We start from the raw sequence: 23772 nt of genomic DNA on the forward strand, positions 1-23772 counted from the left end.
GTGGGTGCCAACCTTGGTTGGCACGGCGGGGGAGAGTGTGTGGACCAAGGTCCACATCCACCGCAGGATTCAGCTCAGTCCTGCGGCGCGGGCTCGTCCGGGCGAGCCGCTTCCGGGCTCACCCGTTCGATGGTATGGCGCAGCTCGCGGCCGAGGATGAACTTGGCGTCCTTGGCCCAGGCGTCGAGGCGGTCATCGAACAGCAGCTTGCTGTTTTCATCCGGCCACACCATGCGCAGCTCGCGCAGCTTCTGGATGAAACCGCGGAACAGCGTCTTGTCGAAGAACTCCGGTGCCGCCGGCGCGTAGAGCAGGCTCAAGCGCTGCGCAGCCTGCTGGCACAGGCTTTCCAGTTCGGCGGCGCCCAGCACGCCCGGACCGTTCTTCACCAGCACCGAGATGGCGATGTAGTAGCGCTCGAATGCCTGCTGCAGCGAGTGGCCGATCGCGCGCAGGCGGAACACCTCGTCGGTCTGGCCGGTGTTGCGCGCAAGAATGCCACCGTCGTCCTCGTTGACGTTCTGCAGCAGTCCCTCGCGCACGAACACATTGATGGTCTGGTCGATGCGCTGGGCGAATTCATCCTCGCTCCACGGCAGGAACAGCTCGGCCTGCAGGAACGGGTACACCGTGCGCCCCAGCTGGACCAGGCCCGCCCGGCTCATGCGGCGGTTGTTCTGGAAGCAGCAGGCCACCCACGAGGAGGCGGTGAACAGGTGCAGCACGTTGTTGCGGAAATAGCTCAGCAGCACCGCGGTATCACCGCTCACGCTGAGCACATCACCCAGCGGATGCTTGACGCGGGTGAGGACGTTGATTTCTTCGGCGTGGGCGATGATCCGTTCGGGTGAGTGCGGCGTGACCGTCACCCGGTCCGAGTACGGCATCTCGACCAGCAGGGTCTTGCACAGTTCGATCTGCGCGACCAGGTCGGCTTCGCCCATCGCATGCTTCGGCGTGGACAGCAGGGCCAGCGCCAGCAGGTTGATCGGATTGACGTCCGCGGCGGCGTTGACGCGCACCTGGATGCGTTCGGCGAGGGTATCGACCGTGGCCGACAGCCAGGCAGGCTTCTCATCTTCGGGCACCGGCTCGCCGGTCCACTCCGGCGCCTTCTCCGCCAGCACGTCGTTCAGCGCGATCGGCTCGCCGAAGTTCACCACCACTTGGCCGTAGTTCTGCTTGAGCACCTTCGGGATGCCCCACAGCAGCTGCCAGATCGATTCCTTTTCCTTCGGGCGGCCGGACAGTTCGTCCAGGTAGCTGCCCCCTTCCATCAACTTCTCGTAGCCGATGTAGATGGGCTGGAACAGCACCGGTTTGCGCGGCTGGCGCAGGAACGCGCGCAGTGTCATCGAGATCATGCCGCCCTTGGGCTGCAGCAGGCGCCCGGTGCGCGAGCGTCCGCCTTCGACGAAATATTCGATCGAATAGCCGCCCGCCACCAACTGCGCGACGTATTCGCTGAGCACCGCCGAGTACAGCGCATTGCCGCGGATCGAGCGCCGGATGAAGAACGCACCGCCCTTGCGCAGCAGGGTGCCGACCACCGGCAGGTTCAGGTTGATGCCGGCCACGATGTGCGGCGGCACGATGCCGCGGTCGTACAACAGGTAGGACAACAGCAGGTAGTCCATGTGGCTGCGGTGGCTGGGCACATAGACCACTTCATGGCCCGGCGCGGCCGTCTTGAACTTGTCCAGATGGTGCACCAGCACGCCGGCGTAGATGCGGTTCCACACGTGGCTGAGCATGAAGCTGGCCGATCGCACCACGGGGCTGGAATAGTCCGCGGCGATTTCCCAGGCGTAGGCATGCGCCTTCTTCCAGGCCTCGGCTGGCTTCGAATTGTCGCGCTTGGCCTGCGCGGCGATCGCTTCGCGCACCGGCTCGGCCGCCAGCACCTGGTCCACCAGCAGGCGCCGGGTCGACAGGTCGGGGCCGATCACCGATTCACGGATGCGGCGGAAATGGGTGCGCAGCACGCGCTGCAGCTTGCGCACCGTACGCTCCGGCTCCAGGCCCTCGTCCACGGTGCTGCGCAGCGAGATCGGCGGGGCGAAGCGGACGATGGTGCTGCGGCCGTTGAGCAGCACCGCCAGCAGGCGGCGGAAGCGGCCGACCAGCGCCCAGTTTTCCGAGAACAGCACGGCGAACCAGCCGCTCTGCTTGTCCGGCGCACGGCCGACGAAGATCGACACCGGCACCAGGTGCACGTCCAGGTCGTCGCGCACGCGGTGCGCCTGCAGGACCTTGGCCAGCGAATCGGAGTGGGTCTTGGCACCGCGCTGCTCGGGGATCAGCGAATTGCTGGAGCTGCGTCGCGACAGGGCCAGGTAGGCACGCTTGCGGCCGGTCGGGTCACCGGCCAGCGGCACCAGCGGCGACGGCAGCCCGGCCTGGCGGCAGGCCTTGTCCAGGATCAGCGCGTTGGACAGACCGTAGTCTTCCAGCACATACATGACCGGGCGGCCATCGTTGTACTGGCCCGGATCTTCCGGCTCGATCTTCAGCGACAGCCACGGCTCGACCAGGCGCCCCAGCAGCCGCGCCCACAGCGGGCGGCGCCCGGCCGGGCGCGCGTGCGCGGGCGGCGGCACCGGGTTCGGGCCGGTACCGGTCGAGGGGGACGCCTGCACCGTATCGGTGGGCGCGGACTGGGATTCTTCGCCGGGGAACGGCAGCGGGTTCTGTTTCGACATCGGCGCCATTATGGCTTAGGCGGCGGCATTGCCGCTTCCCCACCCTCGGCGGGGGCTTCAGCGGGGGTGGGCAATGCAGCGGCGCGGGCTGCGTCGGCCTTGCGCAGCAGCGCATCGGTATCGGCCAGGGTACGGGTGAGGTACCAGTGCCCCTCGCGCCGGCTCAGGGGCAGCTGCAGGCTCATCTCGCGCCCGGCCAGATCGTAGTGCAGGCGTACCAGCGCGTTGTCGCCTTCCACCGACAGCAGCTCGCCGCGCACGCTGCGCAATGCCTCGTCCACGCCCAGCCCGTAGCTGTCCAGCACCGCCTTGAGGGTATGGATGAACGGTGCCAGCTGCTGCAGGCTGCCCTCCATGCCGGCGGCCCGCAGGCCGGCCTCATCGTCGAAACCGACCTTGCCCGCCGCCGCGACCAGTGCGGCAATGGTGCCGCGCGCACGGGCACGGTCGCTGATCGGTGCCCCCTGTGCCCAGCCGGCCAGGGCCTCGACCAGGGCGATGTAGTGGGCCTGCTGGGCGGGCGTATAGCCCTTCTGGTGGCGCAGGTACTGCACGCCGAAATTGCCCATCGACTGCGCGGCCTGGCGCACGGCACTGGCCTGGCCGGCGAGCTGGCGGTCGAAGCTGCGCTGCAGTTCGGCGCTGGCGCCGGGCTGTCGCAGTGCAGCCAGCATCGGCAGCAGCTGGTCGCCCAGCGGCAGCTCCGTCAGCGGCCACTGGCTGTGGCCCTCGGCCCAGGCCAGCTGCAGGCGCTGATACTGGCTCGGCGGGACCGACAGCTTCGCGTAGCCGATCAGATCGTCTTCGGCCAGGCGCAGGGCCATCGCCTGCACCGCAGCGACCGGTTCGGCCGCCGGCCTGGCGTGGTCATGGGCCGATTCGCGGCACGCTGCCATGGCCAGCAGCGCCATGGCTGCCAACCCCCATCCACGCGCAGACCTTCCCCGCACTACCACGCTCATGCACTCGGACTCCCCGGACCGGTCCGCATCTTGCGGCCAGCGAGGTGACAGCGGCAAGCCGGGCCATCACGGTTTCCAGCCAAGGGGGTCAGATCCCTTCTGCCGCAGGCAGCAGGGATCTGACCCCAGGGCCGCCATCGGGATAAAAAAAAGAGCCCGGATCACGGGGATCACAGGCTCTTCAAGCCGGCACGAGGCCGGAGGACAGTTGTGTGGCACATGTCCGGTCCGAAAACCGGATGGCGGCGATCGTACGCTGCACTTCAAGTTAAGGCAATACTTCACGTATTGCCATGTAAGCAATTGATTTTACTGTATCAATCCCCTTGCCACACCGAAGTAATGAAATCCACGGCATGTTTTTCGGCGATTCGGGCATAAACGCCCGGATAGCCGGCCAATGCACAGCCTTCCCCCCAGCTGACCACGCCAAACTGGGTCCATCCTTCGCGCAGGCGAAGCAGCAGTGGGCCGCCGGAGTCGCCCTGACAGCTGTCCAGGCCCTCGCGTCCGGCGCAGATGACCTTGCCGCGCGTCAGTTCGCCAGCGTAGGCCTGCTGGCATTCGGCGAAGGGCACGAACGGCACCTGCACGGTCTGCAACTGGGTCGGATAGACCTGGCCATCCCCGATGTCGGTATCGCCCCAGCCGATCACGGTGAACTCACGGCCGGGCTTGAGGTAGTTGGCATCCGGCCGCAGCCGCAGCGCCACCGGTTGTGCGTCGGCCAACGGCGTGCTCAGGTGGATCAGGGCGACGTCGTGTTCCAGCGAATTGCCGCTGTTGAACGCCGGATGCATGTAGATGGCCTTGATGTTGGATGTGCGCGCCGACGGTTCGGTCGACAGCGCGGTGACGCCCCCCAGTACAGCGAGGTTACCGGGTCGATCGCCCTCCACGCAGTGCGACGCCGTCAGCACCCAGGAGGGCGAGATCAGCGTGGCGCCACACCAGTGGCGTCCGTGATCGCTGTCTCCCAGCGACAGGCGCTGGATGCTGACCATGAACGGGTAGTCGCCCGGCTGGGCCGCCTCGCCGCCGATGATGCGGGGAACTTCGCGCGGCTGGCGCGTGGCCGCGGCCGTGGCGGGAAAGACGATGGTAGCGGCCAACAGGCCGCCCAACAGCAAAGAGGTGCTGCGATACATATCCGTGTACTCCCTCTATCGATGGTTGGAACCGGCGGACCGCAAGCGGTGCCGGTGCATCGATTGGGCGCGGCGCGCGCACCGGGGCGGTGCGAACCGGCGCACGGTTTCGCCGCGGGAGGTCACCTGCGTCAGCGCCGATGCCGCAAATGCGAACGCCATCCCGCACGCGTCGGGATGGCGCTCGTGGTGCCGGTGTGACCGGCATCGACGGCAGGCTCAGCGTGCAGCCAGAGCCGACGCGATTTCCTGCTGGATCGCCCGCGCTGCGGCCTGCGGATCGACCGCCAGCCGGATCGGGCGGCCGACCACGATGGCGTCGGCGCCATCGGCGAAGGCCTGGGCCACGCCAACAGTACGCTTCTGGTCATCGCCGGCCGGGCCGCCGGGGCGGATGCCCGGGCAGACGATCGAGAACCCGGCGCCGGTGGCGGCACGGATCGGGCCGGCTTCCTGGCCCGAGGCGATCACACCGTCGATACCGGCGGCCCGGGCGGCCAGCGCGCGCTCGACCACCACGTCCACCGGCTCGCGGTCGATGCCCATCTGCGCCAGGTCCGGGCGACCCATCGAGGTCAGCACCGTCACTGCCAGCAGGCGCATGTCGCTGCTGTTGGCGGCGGCGCAGGCTTCCATCATGGCCGGGTGCCAGCCATGGATGGTGGCGTAGCTGACCGGCCACTGCGACAGTCGCTTGATCACTGCCGCCGCGGTGGCCGGAATGTCGAAGAACTTCAGGTCGACGAACACCCGCTTGTCGCGGCGGGCCAGTTCCTCCAGCACCTGGAAGTACTCGCCGGAAGCAAGCAGTTCCATGCCGATCTTGTAGAACGCCACGCTGTCGCCGAGGCGGTCGACCCAGTCCAGTGCCTGCGCGCGGCCGGGCACGTCCAGCGCGAAGATCAGGCGCTCGTCATCGCGCAGTGGCAGCGGTGCGCGGCTCACGGTGCGTAATCCAGCGCAGCGCGCTTGGCGTCGTGGCGGGCCTGCCGCGACTGGCTGTAATCGTTGTTGAACTGCGCCGGCTCGAAGCCGCCGTAGGTCGGGTTCGGCAGCATCCACCAGCGCTCGCCGAACCAGTCGTGGTACTGCTGCAGCAGTGCGTCGCGGCCTTCATTGGTGTTGGCGGTCACTTCAACGAAGTCACCCAGCTGGTCGCCGAACTGCATCAGCACGCGGTACTTCTGCCCGGCCAGGCGGCGGCGGCAGTTCTTCTCGCTGCCGGCCTGCTCGCAGCCTTCAACCACGGTGCCCAGGCCCAGGAACACGCTGTCATCGGCCACCGGCAGGCCCTGCTCGCGCAGGTTGGCCAGGGTCGCGTCCTTCAGGTGCACGGCGCGGTTGGAGATGTACAGCAGGGTCACGCCCCTGGCGTTGGCCGCCTTGGCGAAATCAACCACGCCCGGGATCGCCTTGGCCTTCTTTTCGGCCACCCACTGGTCCCAGCTCAGTTCATCGTATTCCTTGCCATCGCGGACCAGGCGCGCCTGGTAGGGCGAGTTGTCCAGCACGGTTTCATCCACGTCCAGCACTACCGCCGGCTTCAGGCCCTTGGCCTCGTTGCCGCGTTCTTCCGGCACCAGCGCGTCCCAGTGGGCTTCCTTCAGGGCGGCATCGAGGCGATCGGCGGCGGCACGGTAGGTCTGTTCGGTGACCGCCCTGTACTCCTGCGCGCGCTGCATCCATAGCACGGCATTGAGGTTGTCGTTGGCGGTCGTATCGAGCGTGCCCTGCGCCTTCTCGGCAGAGGCCGCAGCCGGGGCCTGCGGAGCAGCGGCTTCGGCAGCAGGCGCATCCACGCGCTTGCAGGCGGACAGGCCCAGCGCAGCGGTGGCGAGCAGGGTCAGGGACAGGGAAACAGGACGACGCATGGATTCACCGGCAATCAGATATACCCCCGCATTTTACCGGCAAAGGCGGCGCCAGGACGGCTATGCTTGGCGGTTGACCCGTTGCTCTTCCCGAGGCCGCCATGACCGATTCCGTCCAGACCCCTGACGTTCCCCTGCTGGACGCCGTGCAGGCGCGGCTGCTGGGTTGCCTGGTGGAAAAGGAAGCCACCACCCCGGACACCTACCCGCTGACGGTCAATGCCGCGCAATCGGCCGCCAACCAGAAGACGGCCCGCGAGCCGGTGATGAACATCGATGCCGGCAGCGTGCAGCACGCCCTGCGCCAGCTGGAGAGCATGGGCCTGGCCCGCCAGCATTTTTCTTCCCGTGCCGACCGCTACGAGCACCGCCTGCAGGCCGCACTGGACCTGACCCGGCAGCAGACGGTGCTGCTGGCGCAGCTGCTGCTGCGCGGGCCGCAGACCTTGGGCGAGCTGGTCTCGCGGAGTGAACGCCTGCACCGCTTCGCCGATGCCGATGAGGCCCGCCATGCCATCGAGCGCCTGCAGCAGCGCGCACTGGTGCTGGTGCTGCCGCGTGCCAGCGGGCAGCGCGAAGACCGTTACATGCACCTGATGTGTGGCGACGTGGACGGCGCGGCACTGGCGGCAAAGTACGCCAGCAGCGGCGGCGAGGCCGCCGTTCCAGGCCTGGCCGAGCGTGTCGCCCAGCTGGAAGCGGCCGTGGCCGAGCTGCAGGCGCAGCTGGCCGATCTGCGCGGCTGAGGGGGTGGGTGCCGACCGTTGGTCGGCACTGCATCTGAATCGTGCCGACCAACGGTCGGCACCTACCAACATCAGGGGTCAGACCTGCGCCGCACCCGGCGTGGCATACAACCGGCTCGGGCTGTCCACGCCCGGCAGCTGGATCACCCCGCGTTCCTGCATGCCCAGGCCCAGCAGGATCTTCCCGGACACCGCGTTGTGCAGGTCGGTGATGCCATACAGGTCCTGCAGGCCCAGCTCGGTGCGCGCATGCGCGAACACCGCCCGCGCCGCCTCGCCAGCATAGCCCTGCCCCGCGAACTCGGAGAGCATCGCGTACCCGATGTCCGGCCCCGGCAGCCCATCCCGCCGCACCAGCCCGGCATTGCCCAGCCAGGCCCCATCGGACAGGCGTTCGACGGCGTACATGCCAAAGCCGTTCAGTGCATAGCCGTGCAGCACGCGGAGGGTGATGTATTCGCGGGCCTGTTCCTCGGTCCGCACGTTGCGGTCGCCGATGAAGCGCAGGAAACCCGGGTCATTCAACAGCGCCAGCATCGGTGCCGCATCGCGGTCGGGGTCGATCGCGCGCAGGCGCAGGCGTTCACTTTCAATCGGATGCACGCGCAGAACTCCAATGAAGAAGACCGATTGTAGAGCCGTGGGCTGGGGTCGGATCCCTTCGCGGAGCGAAGGGCTCTGACCCCGATCAGGCTGGCCATGGGGCCAGAGCCCTTTCCATCGGGAAGGGGTCCGGCCCCGGTCAATCGAACAACGCCTCGATCGCCGCCAGCCCCGCCGTTGCCCGCTCCTTCTTGCGCGCCGCATCGGCCACCGGATCCGCACCGTCGCGCTGGATCTCCTCGGCCGGGATCTCGTCGAAGAACCGGCTCGGCTTCAGCCTCACGTGCTCGCCGAACTTGCGGGTCAGCTTGCTGTAACTCATCCACAGCTGGATCTTGGCGCGGGTGATGCCCACGTACAGCAGGCGCCGTTCCTCCTGCAGGTTGCCCTCGTCCAGGCTGACCTGGTGCGGCAGCACGCCGTCCTCGCAGCCGACAATGAACACATACGGGAATTCAAGGCCCTTGGAGGCGTGCAGGGTCATCATCCGCACCTGGTTGCCACCCTCGTCCTTGTCGCTGCGCGACAGCAGGGCCAGCTGCCCCGCCAGGTCCGCGGCGGTCGCTCCACGCGGGCCGCTCTCGAACCATTGCGCCAGTTCCTCGATGTTGTTGGCGCGGCGCTGGTAGCTGGCCTCCTCCTTGGCCTGCTGGCGCAGCTCGCTCAGCAACCCGGATTCCTTGGCCACCTTGCGGATCATGTCGCCGGAACTGATCTGCCGGGTCTGCGCGCGCAGGTCGCGCAGGATGTCGGTGAAGCGCGCCAGGCTGTTGGCCGCACGCGGCGGGAGCTGCTGCAGGGCGCCGATGGTCTCGGCCACCTGGGCCATCGGCATGTCCTTTTCCTGCGCCAGCTCGGCCAGCCTGGCCAGCGTGCCCGCGCCGACATCGCGCTTGGGCGCCTGCACGGCCCGCATGAAGGCCGTATCGTCATCCGGGTTCACCAGCAATCGCAGCCAGGCCAGCGTGTCCTTCACTTCCTGGCGCTCCAGGAACATGGTGCCGCCGGTCAGGTGGTAGGGAATGCGCAGCAGCTGCATCGCCTTTTCCAGCGGGCGCGACTGGAAGTTGCCGCGGAACAGGATGCAGAAATCGCTCCACGGCACGTTGCGCGACTGCGCCACGAAGGCGATCTCGGCCGCGACCTTCTCCGCTTCATGCTCGCTGTTGCGGCATTCCCACACGCGGATGCGCTCGCCGTCGGCCTGGTCGCTCCACAACTTCTTCAGGTGCTCGTGCGGGTTGTTGGCGATCAGCGCATTGGCCGCGCGCAGCACGCGGTTGGAGCAACGGTAGTTCTGCTCCAGCTTGATGATCTCCAGCGTGGGGTAATCGCGCCCCATCTGCTGCAGGTTTTCCGGATTGGCACCGCGCCAGGCGTAGATCGACTGGTCATCGTCGCCGACGCAGGTGAAGTTGCCCTTCTCGCCGGCCAGCTGCTTGAGCAGCCGGTACTGCGCGTCGTTGGTATCCTGGCATTCGTCCACCAGCAGGTAGCCGATGCGCTCGCGCCAGGCCAGCGCGATCTCCGGGTTCTCTTCCAGGATCTGCACCGGCAGGCGGATCAGGTCGTCGAAGTCGACCGCGTTGAACGCGGTCAGGCGCAGCTGGTAGCGCTCGTAGACACTGGCCGCTTCCTTCTCGCGGTTGCTGCGCGCGGCCGCCATCGCCTGTTCGGGCGACAACCCGGCGTTCTTCGCACGCGACACCAGGTTCTTCATGTCCTCGATGTCATCGGGCTTGGCCCCGTGCATCAGGTCCTTGATCTGCGCGGCGGCATCATCGGCATCGAAGATCGAGAAACCTCGCTTCAGGCCCACGGCGGCGTGCTCGATCTGCAGGAACTTCAGGCCCAACGCATGGAAGGTGCAGATGGTCACCTCGTCGGCGTCCTGCTCGCGCAGGCGCTTGGCCACACGCTCGCGCATTTCCTTGGCCGACTTGTTGGTGAAGGTGATCGCGGCGATGCGGCGCGCCGGGTAGCGGCCGCAGCTGATCAGGTGGGCGATCTTCTCCACGATCACGCGCGTCTTGCCGCTGCCGGCGCCGGCGAGCACCAGCAGCGGGCCTTCGATGTGCAGGACGGCGGCGGCTTGGGGGGGATTGAGACCGTGCATTGGGGGAGATTGTAGCGGGGCCCGATGGCGGCCACAGCCGGGAACCGGGGGAGCTGGGCAACTTCGGCCCGCCGGGCGGGGCGGCGTACAATCCCTCGATGGCCAAGCTCTACTTCTACTATTCGGCGATGAACGCCGGCAAGACCACCACCCTGCTGCAGAGCGCGCACAATTATCGCGAGCGCGGCATGCGGGTGGCGATCCTGACCCCGCGCCTGGACGACCGGGCCGGCGCCGGCGTGGTCGCCTCGCGGATCGGCCTGCGCGCCGATGGCATGGCTTTCGATCGTGACACCGACCTGCAGCGCTGGGTCGAACGGGACCTGGCCGACAACGGGCCGTTGGGCTGCGTACTGGTGGACGAGGCGCAGTTCCTCACCCGCGCGCAGGTGTGGCAGCTCAGCGAGGTGGTCGACCAGCTGCGCATTCCGGTGCTGTGCTACGGCCTGCGCACCGACTTCCGCGGCGAGCTGTTCGAGGGCAGCCAGTACCTGCTGGCCTGGGCCGACGAGATGCAGGAGATCAAGACCATCTGCCACAGCGGCAAGAAGGCGACCATGACGGTGCGCGTGGACGAGCATGGGCACGCCGTGCAGGACGGCCCGCAGGTGGAGATCGGTGGCAACGACCGTTACGTATCGGTCAGCCGTGCCGAGTTCAAGAAGATCACGCGCGGCGAAGGTCGCATCGAGCCGATGCAGGCCCCGCTGCCGCTGTAGCGGGCATTACGTCCGGCGGTTTACAAGGCGATGGCGGCGGTCCTACGCTGGATCAACGCCTGCCGCCGAAAGGGAAGTCCGTCATGCGCTCCGTCCTGTTGCTGCTTTCGCTGTTGTTCCTGCCGGGACTTGCCACGGCCTCCGGCCAGGCGGCCACACCCCAGGATGACGCCGCCCTGCTCGGGGCGGGCTTCCTGGATGGCCATCCGGACATGAAGTTCCGCCAGTGGGGGATGGATGCACTGCATCGGGGCGACGCGGAGGCGGCGATGGACAATTTCCGCAAGGCGGCCCGCTATGCCGACAAGCCGGCACAGGGCCTGCTCGGCGAAATGTACTGGTACGGCGTCAAGCGTGCCGCCGACCCGGTCATGGCATATGCCTGGATGGACGTCGCTTCCGAGCGCGGATACCCGTTGATGCTCGAACTGCGTGACAGGTTCTGGGCCGCCCTGCCTCTGGAACAGCAGGAAGCCGCACGAGCGCAGGCATCGCGGCTGCGGGAAGAGTACGGTGATGCGGTGGCCCGGCCGCGCTTGGCGGCCGAACTGCAGCGTGGCCGACGCGCCATGTCCGGCAGCCGGACCGGTTCGCTGTCCAACAACGTGGACATTGTCTACATGGACGGCGGCGTGAGCCGCACCATCAAGGCAGATCGCCTTTACGACCCCACCTACTGGGATCCGGACCGCTACCAGCGCTGGCAGGACGAGATCTGGATGAAGATCCGGCGCGGCACGGTGGACGTTGGCGTGCCCACGGCCGCACCGGCACCGCCGCCGGCCGGCACCCGCGGCAAGTAGCGCGGCAATGCCGGCGCCGGCCGGCACTGCCGTGAAGCACTTCAGTACAGCGTGCGCTCCGGTGCGCCGGCCGGCGGCGGCGTGTACTGGTACAGCCAGGTTTCGGTGAGGGTCTTGCCGCCGCTGCGCAGGAACAGGCGGATGTCGATCTGCTCGGTGCTGCCTTCCGGCGGCACCAGGTCGAACATCGCACGGTAGCCGTTGATCTCGCGCAGCGGGCGCGCCGACACGATCTCGACCCGGCCACGGCTGGCTTCCACCACCGCTTCGACCTCGGCCTTGTCGATCAGCCTCGCCAGCTCGCCACCTTCGAAGTCCACCGCGAAGCGCCAGCTGAAGTACTCACGCTTCTTGCCGACCACGCCGCCGAGGCCGGTGCGGCTGGCCACGCAGTGGCCCAGCGGCGGCCGTGCCGGCGGTTCGGCTCCCCAGTACAGGCGATAGCCGACCAGCAGTTCCTGGCCCGGCTGCGGTTTTTCCTTCGGGTTCCAGAATGCAACGATGTTGTCGAACGTCTCGTCCACGGTGGGGATCTCCACCAACTGCACCGAGCCCTCGCCCCACTCGCCCTTCGGCTCCACCCACAGGCACGGGCGCTTCTCGTAGAACACGCCGTCATCCTGGTAGTGGTCGAAATTGCGGTCACGCTGCAGCAGGCCGAAGCCACGCGGGTTGCGGTCCACGAACATGTTGAAGCGCAGGTTGCGCGGATTCAGCAGCGGACGCCAGATCCACTCGCCGGCACCGGTCCACAGCGCCAGGCCATCGGTATCGTGGATCTCGGGCCGCCAGTCCCAGCCCATGCGGCGATCGTTCTCGCCCACCTGGTACATGCTGGTGCACGGGGCGATGCCCAGGCGCTCGATGGCCTTGCGCGGGTACAACGCACTGTCGATATCCATCAGCAGTACATCGCCATTGGTGATCGCGAAGCGGTAGGCGCCAGCCACGCTGGGCGAATCCAGCAGGCCGTAGACCACGATCGTGTCCGAATCGGCCGAAGGCTGTTCCAGGTAGTAGGCGATGAAGTCCGGGAATTCCTCCGGCTTGCCCATGCCGGTATCGATCGCGAGGCCGCGCGCGGACTGGCCGTACTGGCCCTCCTTGCCGACCGCGCGGAAGTAGCTGGCGCCAAGGAAGGCAGCGAAGTCGCGGTCGGTATCCTTGCGGGTATTCAGCCGGAACCCGGCGAAACCGAGGTCGGCCGGCAGCTCCCCGTCCCTGATGCCGCTCTTGCCGTAGTTGAACGCCGCGCCGTCATAGGCCAGCTCCTGCGCCTTGCCATCGACCACGTCGAACATGCGCACCGGTGAATGGAAGTACAGCCCCAGGTGGAAGAACTTGGCCTGGAACTTGCCCGGCTGGTCGGCCCACAGCGCGTGGTCCTGGCGGTAGCCGATCGACTGGTACTGGTCCCAGTCCAGCCCCTCCAGGCGGCCCGGCAACACCCGCTTGTGGCTCTTGTAGGGCGCCTGTGCCAGCGCGCGCGCCTGGCCCTTCAGCGTGGCGAAGTCGAACGGCTGCGGCTGGCCGAGCCGGCGCAGGCCCATCTGGCCGTTCCGGCTGGCCGCGCACGCGGGCAGGGACGGCAGGCCGAAGGCCGCCAGGGCCAGGGAGGCGTTGCGGATGAAATCGCGTCGTTGCATGCAGGCGCGTCAGGCACAGTGGGAAGGTCGGCCATGATAGGCAGACAAACGTTAACAGGCAGCGGAGACGTGCCTTGCCCGTTCAGCTGCCGCTGGCCAGCCCGCTCAGCGCTGGCAGTGGCTGCACCAGACGCTGGCGCGCTGGCCGATGGTGGCGTGCTTCAGCGCGCGGCCGCAGCCCGGGCACGGCAGCCCATCACGGCCGTAGACCAGCAGCTCCTGCTCGAAGTAGCCGGGCGCGCCATCGGGGTTGATGAAGTCGCGCAGGGTGGTACCGCCCCGGGTGATGGCGTAGCCAAGGATGGCCTTCACCGCGTCGGCCAGCCGCTGGTAGCGTTCGCGCGAAATCTTTCCCGCCTCGCGCAGCGGGCTGATGCCGGCCTTGAACAGGCTCTCGGCGGCGTAGATGTTGCCCACGCCCACCACCACCGCCTGGTCCATCAGGAAGGTCTTCACCGGCGCGCTGCGGCCACGGCTGCGGGCAAACAGGTAGTCGCCATCAAACGCCTCGTCCAGCGGCTCCGGGCCCAGCCCCTGCAGCAGCGGGTGGATCTCGCCAGCCGGCTGCCACAGCAGGCTGCCGAAGCGGCGCGGGTCGTTGAAGCGCAACAGGCGGCCATTGTCCAGGCTGATGTCAACGTGATCATGCGCACGCACGGGGGTGTCACCGGGCAGCACGCGCAGGCTGCCGGACATGCCCAGGTGCAGCACCGCACTGCCGAGGGCGGTATCCAGCAGCAGGTACTTGGCGCGCCGGCGGATGCCGTCGATGCGCTGTCCCGGCAGCAGCTCGGCCACCTCCGGTGGAATCGGCCAGCGCAGGTCGGCGCGGCGCAGGATCACGCCATGCACGCGGCGGCCCTGCAGGTGCGGTGACAGGCCGCGGCGGGTGGTTTCGACTTCGGGCAGTTCAGGCATGGGGCGATTCTACGCCCCGCCACACGGGGCCGCCGGCTCAGCGCGGTGGCGCCGCCAGCTCGCGCGCGTCCAGGACGCCATCGCCGTTGGCATCCTGCTTGTGGAAGCGCTGCATGATCACCTGCCGCTGCTGCTGGCGGCCGATCGCCCTGCCCTTGCCGCCGGGCAGCTCATCGGCCGTCAGCACGCCATCACCGTTGCGATCCATGCGGTCGAAGGCATACAGCATCCACTGCACGTATTCGGATTCGCTCACCCGGCCGTCGCCATCACTATCCATCCGCTGCAGGTAGCCGGCGGTATCGGTGATCTGCGCCAGCGCCGCGCCCGGCAGCAGCGCCGCCAGCAGAAACCCGTGTCCTGCCCTCATGCGCCCACCAGGCTGTAACCCTTCAGTCGCGCCGCGTAGGCCTGCAGCGCCGCGATGCCACTTTCCTCCGCTTCGCGGCACCATGCCTGCAGCTGGCGGAGACGCTCGGCAGCATCGTGCCCGCGTGCTTCCAGCAAGGTCGCCAGGCGCGCACGATACTCGACCAGGGTGCGGATGCGCGGTCGCTGCGCCACCCATTCGCTGAGCTGGGCACGGCTGTCGGGCTTCAGCCAGCGGCCATCGTTGACCAGGCCACGGCGCAGCCGGCGCGGCAGCAGCCGGCGCAGCTTGGCCCCGGCCAGCGCAGCCTCCTCGCGCAGGGCCGGCATGAACACGTTGCGCTGGTAGTCGGTCATCGCCTGGAAGCGGTGCGACAGCAACGCCTTCAGGGTTTCGGCATCGGGCACCGCGATGTTCGGGCGCACGTCCATGGCCGGTGCCACCCGCAGCACCTTGGCCAGGCGCAGCACCTGCAGCAGGCGGATCGCGCTCCAGCCGATGTCGAATTCCCAGCGCCGCATCGCGAAGCGCGCCGAGCTGGGAAACGCGTGGTGGTTGTTATGCAGTTCCTCGCCACCGATCCAGAACCCCCATGGCGTGAGGTTGGTGGAGGTATCGGCCGACTCGTAGTTGCGGTAACCCCACCAATGGCCCAGGCCGTTGACCACGCCGGCGGCCCAGAACGGGATCCATGCCATCTGGATCGCCCACAGGGCCACGCCAGGCAGGCCGAACAACACGCCGTTGACCACCAGCAGCAGCACCGGGCCGAGATTGGCATGCGGGGTATACAGGCGGCGCTCGATCGCATCGTCCGGGGTGCCGCGCCCGTACTGTTCGATGTCCGCACGCAGGCCGCGTGCTTCACGGTACAGCTCCACGCCGTGCCAGAACACCCGGCCAATGCCGCGGGTCACCGGGCTGTGCGGGTCGTCCTCGGTCTCCACCTTGGCGTGATGCTTGCGGTGGATGGCCACCCATTCGCGGGTGATCATCGAGGTGGTCAGCCACAGCCAGAAGCGGAACAGGTGGGCCAGCGCCGGGTGGAAATCGACCCCGCGATGGGCCTGGCTGCGGTGCAGGTACAGGGTCACCGAGAAGATGGTGAGCTGGGTGACGGCCAGCAGCACCGCCAACATGGCCCACCACCCCAGGCCGAGCACACCACCGGTCAACAGGGACATCAGGGCATCAGGCATGGCCGCTCTCCGGATCTGCGCGGGGATGGCAGACATGATGGGGGCTTGCGATGCAAACTGCACCCTGCAGCACTGTGCTGGCAGTGCCATTCCGTGGTTTCGTTCACAGTTGGGGACCCCTGTTGCCGAGTCTTGATCCGCGCGCCTGCGCCATCGCCCCCGCCCCGCCCGCCGCGGAGCTGCCGCCCCTGATCGAGCTGGACCGCGCCACGGTAGTGCGTGGCCAGGTGAAGGTGCTGCACGGGCTCAGCCTGCGCATCGCGCAGGGCCAGCATACCGCCCTGCTCGGTCCCAACGGCTGTGGCAAATCGACCTTCATCAAGCTGATCACCCGCGAGCTCTATCCACTGGCCCAGAGTGACGGCGTGGTGGCGGTGAAGGTGCTGGGCCAGAACCGCTGGCAGGTGGACCGGCTGCGCTCGCAGCTGGGCATCGTCACCGGCGACCTCAGCAGCAACCTGGCCGACATGCCCGGCCTGACCGTGGAACAGGCGGTGCTGTCCGGCTTCTTCGCCAGCTACGTGGTGCCGGCCTTCCGCGAGGTGACCGCCGACATGCGCGCACGTGCTGGCGAGACGCTGGCGATGACCGGCGCGCTTGCCCTGCGCGAGCGCGCTTACGCCGAACTTTCGGCCGGTGAAACCCGCCGCGTGCTGATCGCGCGGGCGCTGGTCAACCGGCCGCAGGCGCTGCTGCTGGACGAGCCTTCCACCGGGCTGGACCTGGTCGCCCGCGAGCAGCTGGTGGCGACCATGCGCGCACTGGCCCAGCAGGGGATCACCCTGGTACTGGTGACCCACCACATCGAAGAGATCATTCCCGAGATCGAACGCGTGGTGCTGCTGCGCGATGGCCGCGTGCTGGCCGACGGCACCCGCGCCGAACTGCTCCGCAGCGAACCGTTGTCCGCGGTGTTCGGCGGCACCATTACCGTGCGCGAGCAGGAAGGCCGGCTGACCGCGTACGCGGGGTGATCGAAATGCCACTGTAGTGCCGAGCCTACGCTCGGCTGCTCGTGATCACGGCAAACAGCAGCCGAGCATGGGCTCGGCTCTACAGGATGCAATGCAGCGGGCCGAATGTTCCGGCCCGCTGCACCCCTGCTCAGAACTTCAACGCCAGCGCGCGCGACTCGATCGGTGCCATCCGGCTCTGGTCCTGCAGCTGCAGGTCGCGCAGCTCGTAGGGGGCGCCGAACCCGGCCGGCAACGCGGCCTGGTTGAACGGCAGCACCAGCTGGCCCGCGCCCGGCCCATCGAACCACGCAGCCGCATGGGCCTGCGCGACCGGCTTCAGCTGCCCATCGCGGGCCGTGGCGTACAGCGTGCCGCGCGCCTCGTAGCGGCCGGCTGCCGCCACCTGCAGCGGCAGCGCCACCTGGCGGCTGGCCGGGTCCGGTGCCGCCTGACCGCTGAAGCGCGCGGTCGGCCGCGCCACGGCGAAGGCCACCTTGCCATCGCGCAGCACGCCATCGGCCTGGGCGAACACCTGCAGTTCCCACAGTCCCTGCACGCTGCCGATCTCGGCCGGAATCCGTACCTGCGCGCGCAGGCTGCCGTCGCGGCTGCGCAGCAGCCGCTGAGGCCAACTGCGCCCGTCCGGCGCGACCAGCAGCGCTTCACCGCCCAAGCTGCCGCGGCGTGATGCCAGTTGCGCGGTCGTCGCGCCCTCTTCCAGCAGGCGGGCCTGCAGCTGCAGCGCGCCGCCGGCCAGTACCTGCGCCTGGCTGGCCTGCACCTCCAGCCGCAGCGGACTGTTCGGTTCCAGCACCTGCACGACGTAGCGGCCCTGCGCCTGCGCACTCTGCAGGGTGTAGGCACCGACTGCACTGGTTGCTCCGGTGCGCAGCATGCTGCTGCCATTGCTGACCGGCATGCCGGCGTCCTGCAGCGCGCGGGCGTCCACGCTCCGCGCCACGCTGCTGCGGCCGGCCGGATCACGCACCTGCAACGCATTGGCCGGCAGCGCGCGGGCGCCTTCGGCCGGGCTCAGCTGGATCACCGCATCCGGTGCGGTCAGCGGCAGTTCCAGGCCACGTTGCAGCTGCGCGCCATCAACCTGTTGCCAGTAGCTGCGACTGATCGAGGCATAGGGCGTGGCCGCCTGCAGTGGCCGCGCCGGGTCCAGGGCCCAGGCGAAGGAGAGCGGCGCGTGCTCGCTTTCGTCTGCAGGCAGCGGCGCGGCGACCAGGGCAGAGGGAATCTGGTCGCCCGCACTGGCGGCACGCAACGGTTGCGCGGCCTGCGCCGCGGACAGGGACACCATCGCCAGCACAGCGCTGGCCAGCAGGGTGGAATGGATCGTCATGGTCGTCTCCTTCACTGGGCCAGGTCGTTGCGCAGAAGCGTGCCGAGGCCGAAGCACTCACGGCGGCTCTGGTTGTGGCTCAGCGGTTCGGCCCCCTGGGTACGCGCCGTGTCGGTGAACCAGGTGGTGCCGGCGGCTTTCTGGCTGCTGCACTCCAGGAAACCATCGGAGCAGGACGACAGCCAGTTCTGGGTGAACTCCAGGCCGACGTTGGCGGAATAGCCGCCGCAGTAGCTGTCGCTGTCCCACACCGCCGATTCGACATCGCTGCCGACCACGGCACGGAACGGCTTGGGCAACGCCGGGCGACCGACGGTTCCGTACAGGTTCTGCGCGTTGTAGGTGGCCATGCTCGCGACCTGCTGCTGGCGCACCGCGTCGTTCTTGTAACCCAGCAGCCAGCCCAGCGAGGTTTCGAACGTGTTGCCGTTCAGCACGGCGTCGGCCAGCGGCGTACCCGCGGAAGAGGGTGCCAGCGCGGTGACCTTGCGCACCGTGCGGATGATTTTCGGATAGCGGCTGTCGTAGGTCGGGTTGGACAGGATCCAGCGCATCACGTTGCCGCCATTGGAGTGGGTGATCACCACCAGCTGGGTGATGCCGCGGCTGTCGATGAAGCTGGCCAGCTGGTTGGCCAGGCAACCGGCGGCCTCCGGCTTCCACATGTACTGGGTGAAATCGCAGTTGATCACCACGTAATTGCTGGTGTTCGGCAGGCCCTGGCGCACGGTGTCGATGATGGCCGGTTGCCAGTAGTCCTGGGTGGCATTGGTCTGCGCGCCGGTGCCATGCACGAAGGCCACGCCGACCACGTCGGCGGCCTGTGCCGGGGCGGCGACCAGCCCGAGGAGCAGGGCCAGGGCGGTACTTCCTGTTGCGGTGCTGCGCATCGCTTTCTCCCTCTGTCAGCGGATCCCCCCGGCCCGGCTGAAGGCTGATCGTCGGCGCGCAGGGGCGTGAAAGTCCGTGCGCTGTGCCCTGATTCAGGAGACTGACGACGCATCATGACGATTTCCGTGCTACCGGCATGACCATGCCGGGTCTGGCCGTATGACCGATGGCCACTGCGGTGTCCGGCGTGGGCTGCGATCATGGCGTGTTGTCCCGTCTCCGGAGCCTGTCCATGCCGCTGATTTCCCGCCCTGCCCGCCCGGTACTGGGCCTGGCCCTCGTCGTCGCGTTGGCCGGTTGTGCAGCCACCGCCACCAGGCCGACCGCCGTCGAAGCCACTGTCACCACCAAGGTAGTGGGCTATCTCGACAAGGACGTGGTTCCGGCCAGCCTCGACCTGGTGCCGGCACCGCCGGTCGTCGGATCGGCCGCCCTCGCCCTGGACGAGCAGGTCAGTCGCGAAGCACGCTTGCTGCGTGGCAGCCCGCGCTTCACCCAGGCCACGGCCGATGCCGACCTCAGCTTCCCGGCGGGCGCCAACCAGTTCTCCTGCGCTGTCGACATCGACATCGATGCGGCGAAGACGCCCGCGCTGTATCGCCTGCTGGAACGGAGCCGGATCGATGCCAGCGCCGCCACCAAGGCCGCCAAGAACCACTACCAGCGCCCGCGCCCGTTCATGCTCAACGGCGAGCCGACCTGCACGCCGAAGGACGAGGAAGGCCTGCGCAGGAACGGCTCCTATCCGTCCGGACACACCTCGATCGGCTGGGCGTGGGCGCTGATCCTGTCGGAGATCGCACCGGATCGCGCCGACGCCATCCAGGCCCGCGGCCGCAACTACGCTGAGAGCCGCCTGGTGTGCAACGTGCACTGGCAGAGCGACATCCTTGAAGGCCGCTTCATGGGCGCCGCCGCCGTGGCCCGCCTGCACGACAACACTGCGTTCAACAAGGATCTGCTGGCTGCGCGCAGGGAGATCGCCGCGGCGCGCAAGGCCGGCCTGCACTCCAGCCGCGACTGCGCCACCGAGAACGCAGTGCTGAAGGTGCGCCCGCAGAGCGCGCTGTAGGCCACGCCTCTGTAGCGCCGAGCCATGCTCGGCTCACGGCAGTCGAGCATGGCTCGACTGTACAGGAAGCAGGAAACAGAAGGGCCGGCATGGTGCCGGCCCTTCTTCCCTGCATCATCGCAGCGACCGCATCAGAACTTCGCGGTGAACTCCACGCCCCAGGTGCGCGGCTCGTTGAGGAAGCCGGTCAGGTTGTTGAAGTCGATCGCACCGACCACGCGGGTCTGGTTGGTCAGGTTGCGTCCGAACACGGCCACGTCGTACTGCCCGTAGTCCCAGTTGTAACCCAGGCGCAGGCCGCCCTCGAGCGAACTGCGGCTGCGGAATTCCGGCGACTCGTAGATGAAGAAGTTCACCGGGCTGCGGTAGGCCCAATCGGTGTACGCGTACAGCTCGCTGCCATCGGTCAGCGGGAAGCCGACACGCAGGGTCATGTTGTGGATCCACTTCGGCGCCTGCGGCAGTGGATTGCCGTTGACCAGCGCGTAGGTGCCGCCGTTGATGACCGTCGTCGGGTCGGTGATGGTGCAGCCACCGCCGCAGATCGCCACCGCCAGGTTCTTGTCCTTGATCTCGGTGTCGTTGTAGCTGCTGCCGAAGGTCAGCAGGACGTTGTCGGCGAGGTACGCTTCCAGGTCCAGCTCCACGCCCTGGCCGATCGTCTTGTCGGCATTGAGCAGGGTCGCCGTGTTGCTGCCGCCGCCCACGGCGATCAGCTGCTGGCCGTCGACGTCGTAGCGGAACACGCTCAGGCCCAGGCGCGCGCGGCGCTCGAACAGGTCGGCCTTGATGCCGGCCTCATAGGAGATCACCTTTTCCGAATCGGCCTGCGACAGCCCCGGTGCGAAGGCCAGGCGGCCCTGGATCGACGGTGCGCGGAAGCCCTTGGCCACGCGGGCGTAGGCATTCACGTTGTCGGTCAGCTTGTATACGCCGCTGACATCCCAGCTGACGTCGTTGACGTCGGTGTTGGCCAGGTACGGGCCGCTGACCGGCGTACCTCCCGGCGTCTGCTGCAGCACGCTGGCGCTGAAGTCCTTCTTGTCCTGGGTGTAGCGCACACCGGCACGCAGCTTGAACCGGTCGGTGACATCGAAGTCGCCCGAGGCGAAGACCGCCCACGCCTTGTTGCGCTGGTTCTGGACCACGTGGCCGGTCTGCGGGTTGCCCGGCGCCAGCGAGTCGTAGTTGAAGTTGTTGATGGTGACGTCTTCGTCGAAGTAGAACACGCCGGCCTGCCAGTCGAAGCGGCCCCATTCGTTGGATTCCACGCGGAATTCCTGGGTCCACTGGCGGTGGTGCGGCAGGCCGTCGGCCGATTCGGACGGGAACGGGATGACGCCCGGGCCCGAATTGCCGGCACCAAGGAACGCGGCGCCATAACCACCATCGATGTCACCGCGGTTGAGCGATTCGGCGGTCTCGTAGCCGGTGATCGAGTGCAGCGTCACCGAACCGAGGTTCCACTGCAGCCGCGCGCTGCCACCCCAGGTCTCCAGGTCGGAGAAGTTGACGCCGTCGTTGGCCACCTCGTCGCGGTCGAAATTCTCGACCAGCGCGTTGCTGCCCTTCTGGATGATGTTGGCGCGGAACAGGCGGGCGGTGCCGTTGAGCTTGCGCTTGTGCAGGTTGAACAGCGCTTCGAAGTCATCGCCTTCGTACAGGAACTGCACGCGGCCGGCGGCCTCGTCGTAGCCTTCGAAGCCACTGTTGGGCGCACCCGCGTGGGTGTTGTCGACCCAGTCGTCGCGGCGCTGGTAGATCGCCGAGACACGTGCCGACCAGCGATCGGTCAGCGGGCCGCCATAGGCACCCTGCACGTTCCAGCTGTTGTAGCTGCCATAGCCGACGCGGATATAGCCGTCGGCATCCTGGGACGGGCGCGCCGAATCGAACTTGACCACGCCGGCCGGCGTATTGCGCCCGAACAGGGTGCCCTGCGGGCCACGCAGCACCTCGACGTTGGCCAGGTCGAACAGCGGGAAGCCCTTCAACAGCGGGCTTTCCTGCACCACGTCGTCGTACACCAGCGAGACCGGCTGCGACGCGTTGAGGTCGAAGTCGGTGTTGCCCAGGCCACGCATGTAGAAGCGCGGGAAGGCACGGCCATAGGACGATTCGATGTTCAGGCTGGGCACGCGCGCGGCGAGGAAGCGGATGTCATCGCCGGCCGAGCCGAGCACGTCCAGCTTTTCGCCCTGGATCGCACTGATCGCGACCGGCACGTCCTTGGCGTTCTCCACACGGCGCTGCGCAGTGACCTGCAGCGTATCGAGAGCAACCGGGTCCTTGGCAGCGGGAGCTTCCTGGGCTGCGGCCATCAGCGGCAACAGGGCGGAAAGAGCAGCAACGAGGGGGCGCGCGACCGGGAAGCGGCCGCGGGAAGTGCAGGTCGGGGACATGGCGGTAGGCTGTGTTTGGAGGGGTGGTAAAACGGCGCTACCAGATAATTGTTGCAATACAGCACCTGTCCCGCAAATAGCCGCTGTTCATGGCAGGTCGCCGCCGGCCCTGATCGCTCGCTAGACTCGGGCCTTCCTGCCGCAACGGATCCGCGAACATGACCCAGTGGTACTTCCACGCCTCCGCCCAGGCCGACCGCGTCGGCCCGCTCGACGATGACGCCGCGCGCAGCTATGCACAGGCCAATCCCCGCGCCCTGGCGTGGTGCCAGGGCATGAGCGGCTGGACGCCGGTGGCCGAGGTGGCCGAACTGCAATCACCGGCCCCGGGCATGCCGAACACCCCGCCGCCGGCTCCGGTCGCGGCCGGCGGCCGCGCGGACGATATCGAGTTCCGCATCGTCGGCCATGAAATGCAGTTCGTGGAGATCGAGCTCGACCCCGGCGAGAGCGCCATCGCCGAGGCCGGCGCGCTGATGTTCAAGGATGCCACGGTGCAGATGGACACCGTGTTCGGCGCCGCCAACGGCGATCAGGGCGGCGGCTTCATGGGCAAGGTGATGGCCGCCGGCAAGCGCGTGCTGACCGGCGAGAGCCTGTTCGCCACGGTCTATACCCAGAGCGGCCACGGCAAGGGCAAAGTGGCCTTCGCCGCGCCCTACCCCGGCACCGTGCTGGCGATGAAGCTGGACCAGCACGGCGGCCGCCTGATCTGCCAGAAGGACAGCTTCCTGGCCGGCGCGCGCGGCGTGCAGATCGGCGTGCAGTTCCAGCGCAGGATCATGACCGGCCTGTTCGGTGGCGAGGGCTTCATCATGCAGAAGCTGGAAGGCGACGGCTGGGTGTTCATCCACGCCGGCGGCTGCGTGATCGAACGCGAACTGGCCGCCGGCGAGCGCCTGGACGTGGATACCGGCTGCGTGGTGGCCTACCACTCGAGCGTGGACATGGACGTGCGCCGGGTGGCAGGCATCAAGAGCATGCTGTTCGGCGGCGAAGGCGTATTCCTGGCCACGCTGACCGGACCGGGCAAGGTCTGGCTGCAGTCACTGCCGTTCTCGCGCCTGGCCGGCCGCATGTGGATGGCCGCGCCGCAGGGCGGGGGCCAGAGCCGCGGCGAGGGCTCGGTGCTGGGTGGCCTGGGCCGGATCCTGGATGGTGACAACCGGTTCTGATCCACTCACTCGGTGGGGGCCGACCAAGGTCGGCACCTGCCGCGGTCCTCTTTTTCTGAATAGGGAGCTCGCCCCACCCTGCCCGGCCCGCCGCGGCTTCGGTATGCTGGCGCCCTTTCCTG

Annotated in this window: 20 protein-coding genes; 6 read left to right on the top strand and 14 right to left on the bottom strand. The window is 68.0% G+C overall.

The features are described 5' to 3' along the window. Positions 1-74: 74 nt before the first annotated feature. The 5 genes from plsB to A9K58_RS14810 all read right to left on the bottom strand — a co-directional run bounded on the left by plsB (position 75) and on the right by A9K58_RS14810 (position 6683). Positions 75-2711, bottom strand: a complete 2637-nt coding sequence (gene plsB / locus A9K58_RS14790) for a glycerol-3-phosphate 1-O-acyltransferase PlsB (RefSeq protein ID WP_065200058.1) — start codon at positions 2709-2711, stop codon at positions 75-77. Continuing rightward, positions 2711-3664, bottom strand: a complete 954-nt coding sequence (locus A9K58_RS14795) for a hypothetical protein (protein ID WP_065200059.1) — start codon at positions 3662-3664, stop codon at positions 2711-2713. The genes plsB and A9K58_RS14795 overlap by 1 nt, the downstream gene beginning before the upstream one ends. 317 nt (positions 3665-3981) lie before the next feature. Next, the gene (locus A9K58_RS14800) at positions 3982-4812 is read right to left on the bottom strand and encodes a S1 family peptidase (RefSeq protein WP_065200060.1); all 831 of its coding nucleotides are present in this window, start codon (positions 4810-4812) and stop codon (positions 3982-3984) included. A 219-nt stretch (positions 4813-5031) separates the two neighbouring features. Then, entirely contained in the window at positions 5032-5757 is a 726-nt protein-coding gene (gene pyrF, locus A9K58_RS14805) for an orotidine-5'-phosphate decarboxylase (protein WP_065200061.1), read from the bottom strand. After that, positions 5754-6683 carry a 5'-nucleotidase, lipoprotein e(P4) family gene (locus A9K58_RS14810; RefSeq protein ID WP_065200062.1) on the bottom strand — a complete coding sequence of 310 codons (930 nt, stop codon included), beginning with the start codon at positions 6681-6683 and terminating at the stop codon, positions 5754-5756. The genes pyrF and A9K58_RS14810 overlap by 4 nt, the downstream gene beginning before the upstream one ends. Positions 6684-6784: 101 nt before the next feature. Between A9K58_RS14810 and A9K58_RS14815 the strand changes: the two genes are divergently transcribed. Beyond that, positions 6785-7429, top strand: coding sequence for a YceH family protein (locus A9K58_RS14815; RefSeq protein ID WP_065200063.1), 645 nt, complete (start codon positions 6785-6787; stop codon positions 7427-7429). Between the two features lie 78 nt (positions 7430-7507). Here A9K58_RS14815 and A9K58_RS14820 read toward each other — a convergent pair whose 3' ends face one another. Together A9K58_RS14820 and A9K58_RS14825 are read right to left on the bottom strand one after the other, a co-directional pair. Next, positions 7508-8032, bottom strand: coding sequence for a GNAT family N-acetyltransferase (locus A9K58_RS14820; protein ID WP_065200064.1), 525 nt, complete (start codon positions 8030-8032; stop codon positions 7508-7510). Positions 8033-8171: 139 nt separating this feature from the next. Continuing rightward, positions 8172-10148 (bottom strand): UvrD-helicase domain-containing protein, encoded by a 1977-nt coding sequence (locus A9K58_RS14825; protein ID WP_065200065.1) that lies wholly within the window; start codon positions 10146-10148, stop codon positions 8172-8174. Positions 10149-10246: 98 nt separating this feature from the next. Between A9K58_RS14825 and A9K58_RS14830 the strand changes: the two genes are divergently transcribed. Next, the gene (locus tag A9K58_RS14830; protein WP_065200150.1) at positions 10247-10867 is read left to right on the top strand and encodes a thymidine kinase; all 621 of its coding nucleotides are present in this window, start codon (positions 10247-10249) and stop codon (positions 10865-10867) included. An 83-nt stretch (positions 10868-10950) separates the two neighbouring features. Next, positions 10951-11670 carry an SEL1-like repeat protein gene (locus A9K58_RS14835; RefSeq protein WP_065200066.1) on the top strand — a complete coding sequence of 240 codons (720 nt, stop codon included), beginning with the start codon at positions 10951-10953 and terminating at the stop codon, positions 11668-11670. A gap of 41 nt (positions 11671-11711) precedes the next feature. Here the strand turns inward: A9K58_RS14835 and A9K58_RS14840 are convergent, their stop codons facing one another. The 4 genes from A9K58_RS14840 to A9K58_RS14855 form a co-directional block, all read right to left on the bottom strand. Further along, positions 11712-13316, bottom strand: coding sequence for an OpgD/OpgG family glucan biosynthesis protein (locus tag A9K58_RS14840; RefSeq protein WP_065200067.1), 1605 nt, complete (start codon positions 13314-13316; stop codon positions 11712-11714). A 105-nt stretch (positions 13317-13421) separates the two neighbouring features. Next, positions 13422-14234: a bifunctional DNA-formamidopyrimidine glycosylase/DNA-(apurinic or apyrimidinic site) lyase gene (mutM, locus tag A9K58_RS14845; RefSeq protein WP_065200068.1), complete on the bottom strand. Its 813-nt coding sequence runs from the start codon at positions 14232-14234 to the stop codon at positions 13422-13424. 37 nt (positions 14235-14271) lie between these two features. Then, a complete protein-coding gene (locus A9K58_RS14850) occupies positions 14272-14604 on the bottom strand; it encodes an EF-hand domain-containing protein (RefSeq protein WP_065200069.1) in 333 nt (110 codons plus the stop codon). Further along, positions 14601-15803 carry a DesA family fatty acid desaturase gene (locus tag A9K58_RS14855; RefSeq protein ID WP_065200070.1) on the bottom strand — a complete coding sequence of 401 codons (1203 nt, stop codon included), beginning with the start codon at positions 15801-15803 and terminating at the stop codon, positions 14601-14603. Before A9K58_RS14855 ends, A9K58_RS14850 begins: the two co-directional genes overlap by 4 nt. 152 nt (positions 15804-15955) lie before the next feature. Here A9K58_RS14855 and A9K58_RS14860 point away from each other — a divergent pair, with 152 nt between their 5' ends. Further along, positions 15956-16777, top strand: coding sequence for an ABC transporter ATP-binding protein (locus A9K58_RS14860; protein WP_065200151.1), 822 nt, complete (start codon positions 15956-15958; stop codon positions 16775-16777). Between the two features lie 130 nt (positions 16778-16907). Here the strand turns inward: A9K58_RS14860 and A9K58_RS14865 are convergent, their stop codons facing one another. Further along, positions 16908-18110 carry a DUF4785 domain-containing protein gene (locus A9K58_RS14865; protein WP_065200071.1) on the bottom strand — a complete coding sequence of 401 codons (1203 nt, stop codon included), beginning with the start codon at positions 18108-18110 and terminating at the stop codon, positions 16908-16910. Positions 18111-18121: 11 nt separating this feature from the next. After that, positions 18122-19000, bottom strand: a complete 879-nt coding sequence (locus A9K58_RS14870) for a hypothetical protein (RefSeq protein ID WP_065200072.1) — start codon at positions 18998-19000, stop codon at positions 18122-18124. A gap of 233 nt (positions 19001-19233) precedes the next feature. Here A9K58_RS14870 and A9K58_RS14875 point away from each other — a divergent pair, with 233 nt between their 5' ends. Then, complete coding sequence (locus A9K58_RS14875) at positions 19234-20073, top strand: acid phosphatase (protein ID WP_065200073.1); 840 nt, start codon at positions 19234-19236, stop codon at positions 20071-20073. A 131-nt stretch (positions 20074-20204) separates the two neighbouring features. Here A9K58_RS14875 and A9K58_RS14880 read toward each other — a convergent pair whose 3' ends face one another. After that, positions 20205-22475, bottom strand: coding sequence for a TonB-dependent receptor (locus A9K58_RS14880; RefSeq protein ID WP_065200074.1), 2271 nt, complete (start codon positions 22473-22475; stop codon positions 20205-20207). Between the two features lie 158 nt (positions 22476-22633). On the opposite strand from A9K58_RS14880, the gene A9K58_RS14885 reads away from it, so the two are divergent. After that, positions 22634-23650 carry a TIGR00266 family protein gene (locus A9K58_RS14885; protein WP_065200075.1) on the top strand — a complete coding sequence of 339 codons (1017 nt, stop codon included), beginning with the start codon at positions 22634-22636 and terminating at the stop codon, positions 23648-23650. Positions 23651-23772: the final 122 nt, after the last annotated feature.

It is taken from the genome of Stenotrophomonas maltophilia, assembly GCF_001676385.1.
Taxonomy (GTDB): domain Bacteria; phylum Pseudomonadota; class Gammaproteobacteria; order Xanthomonadales; family Xanthomonadaceae; genus Stenotrophomonas; species Stenotrophomonas maltophilia_J.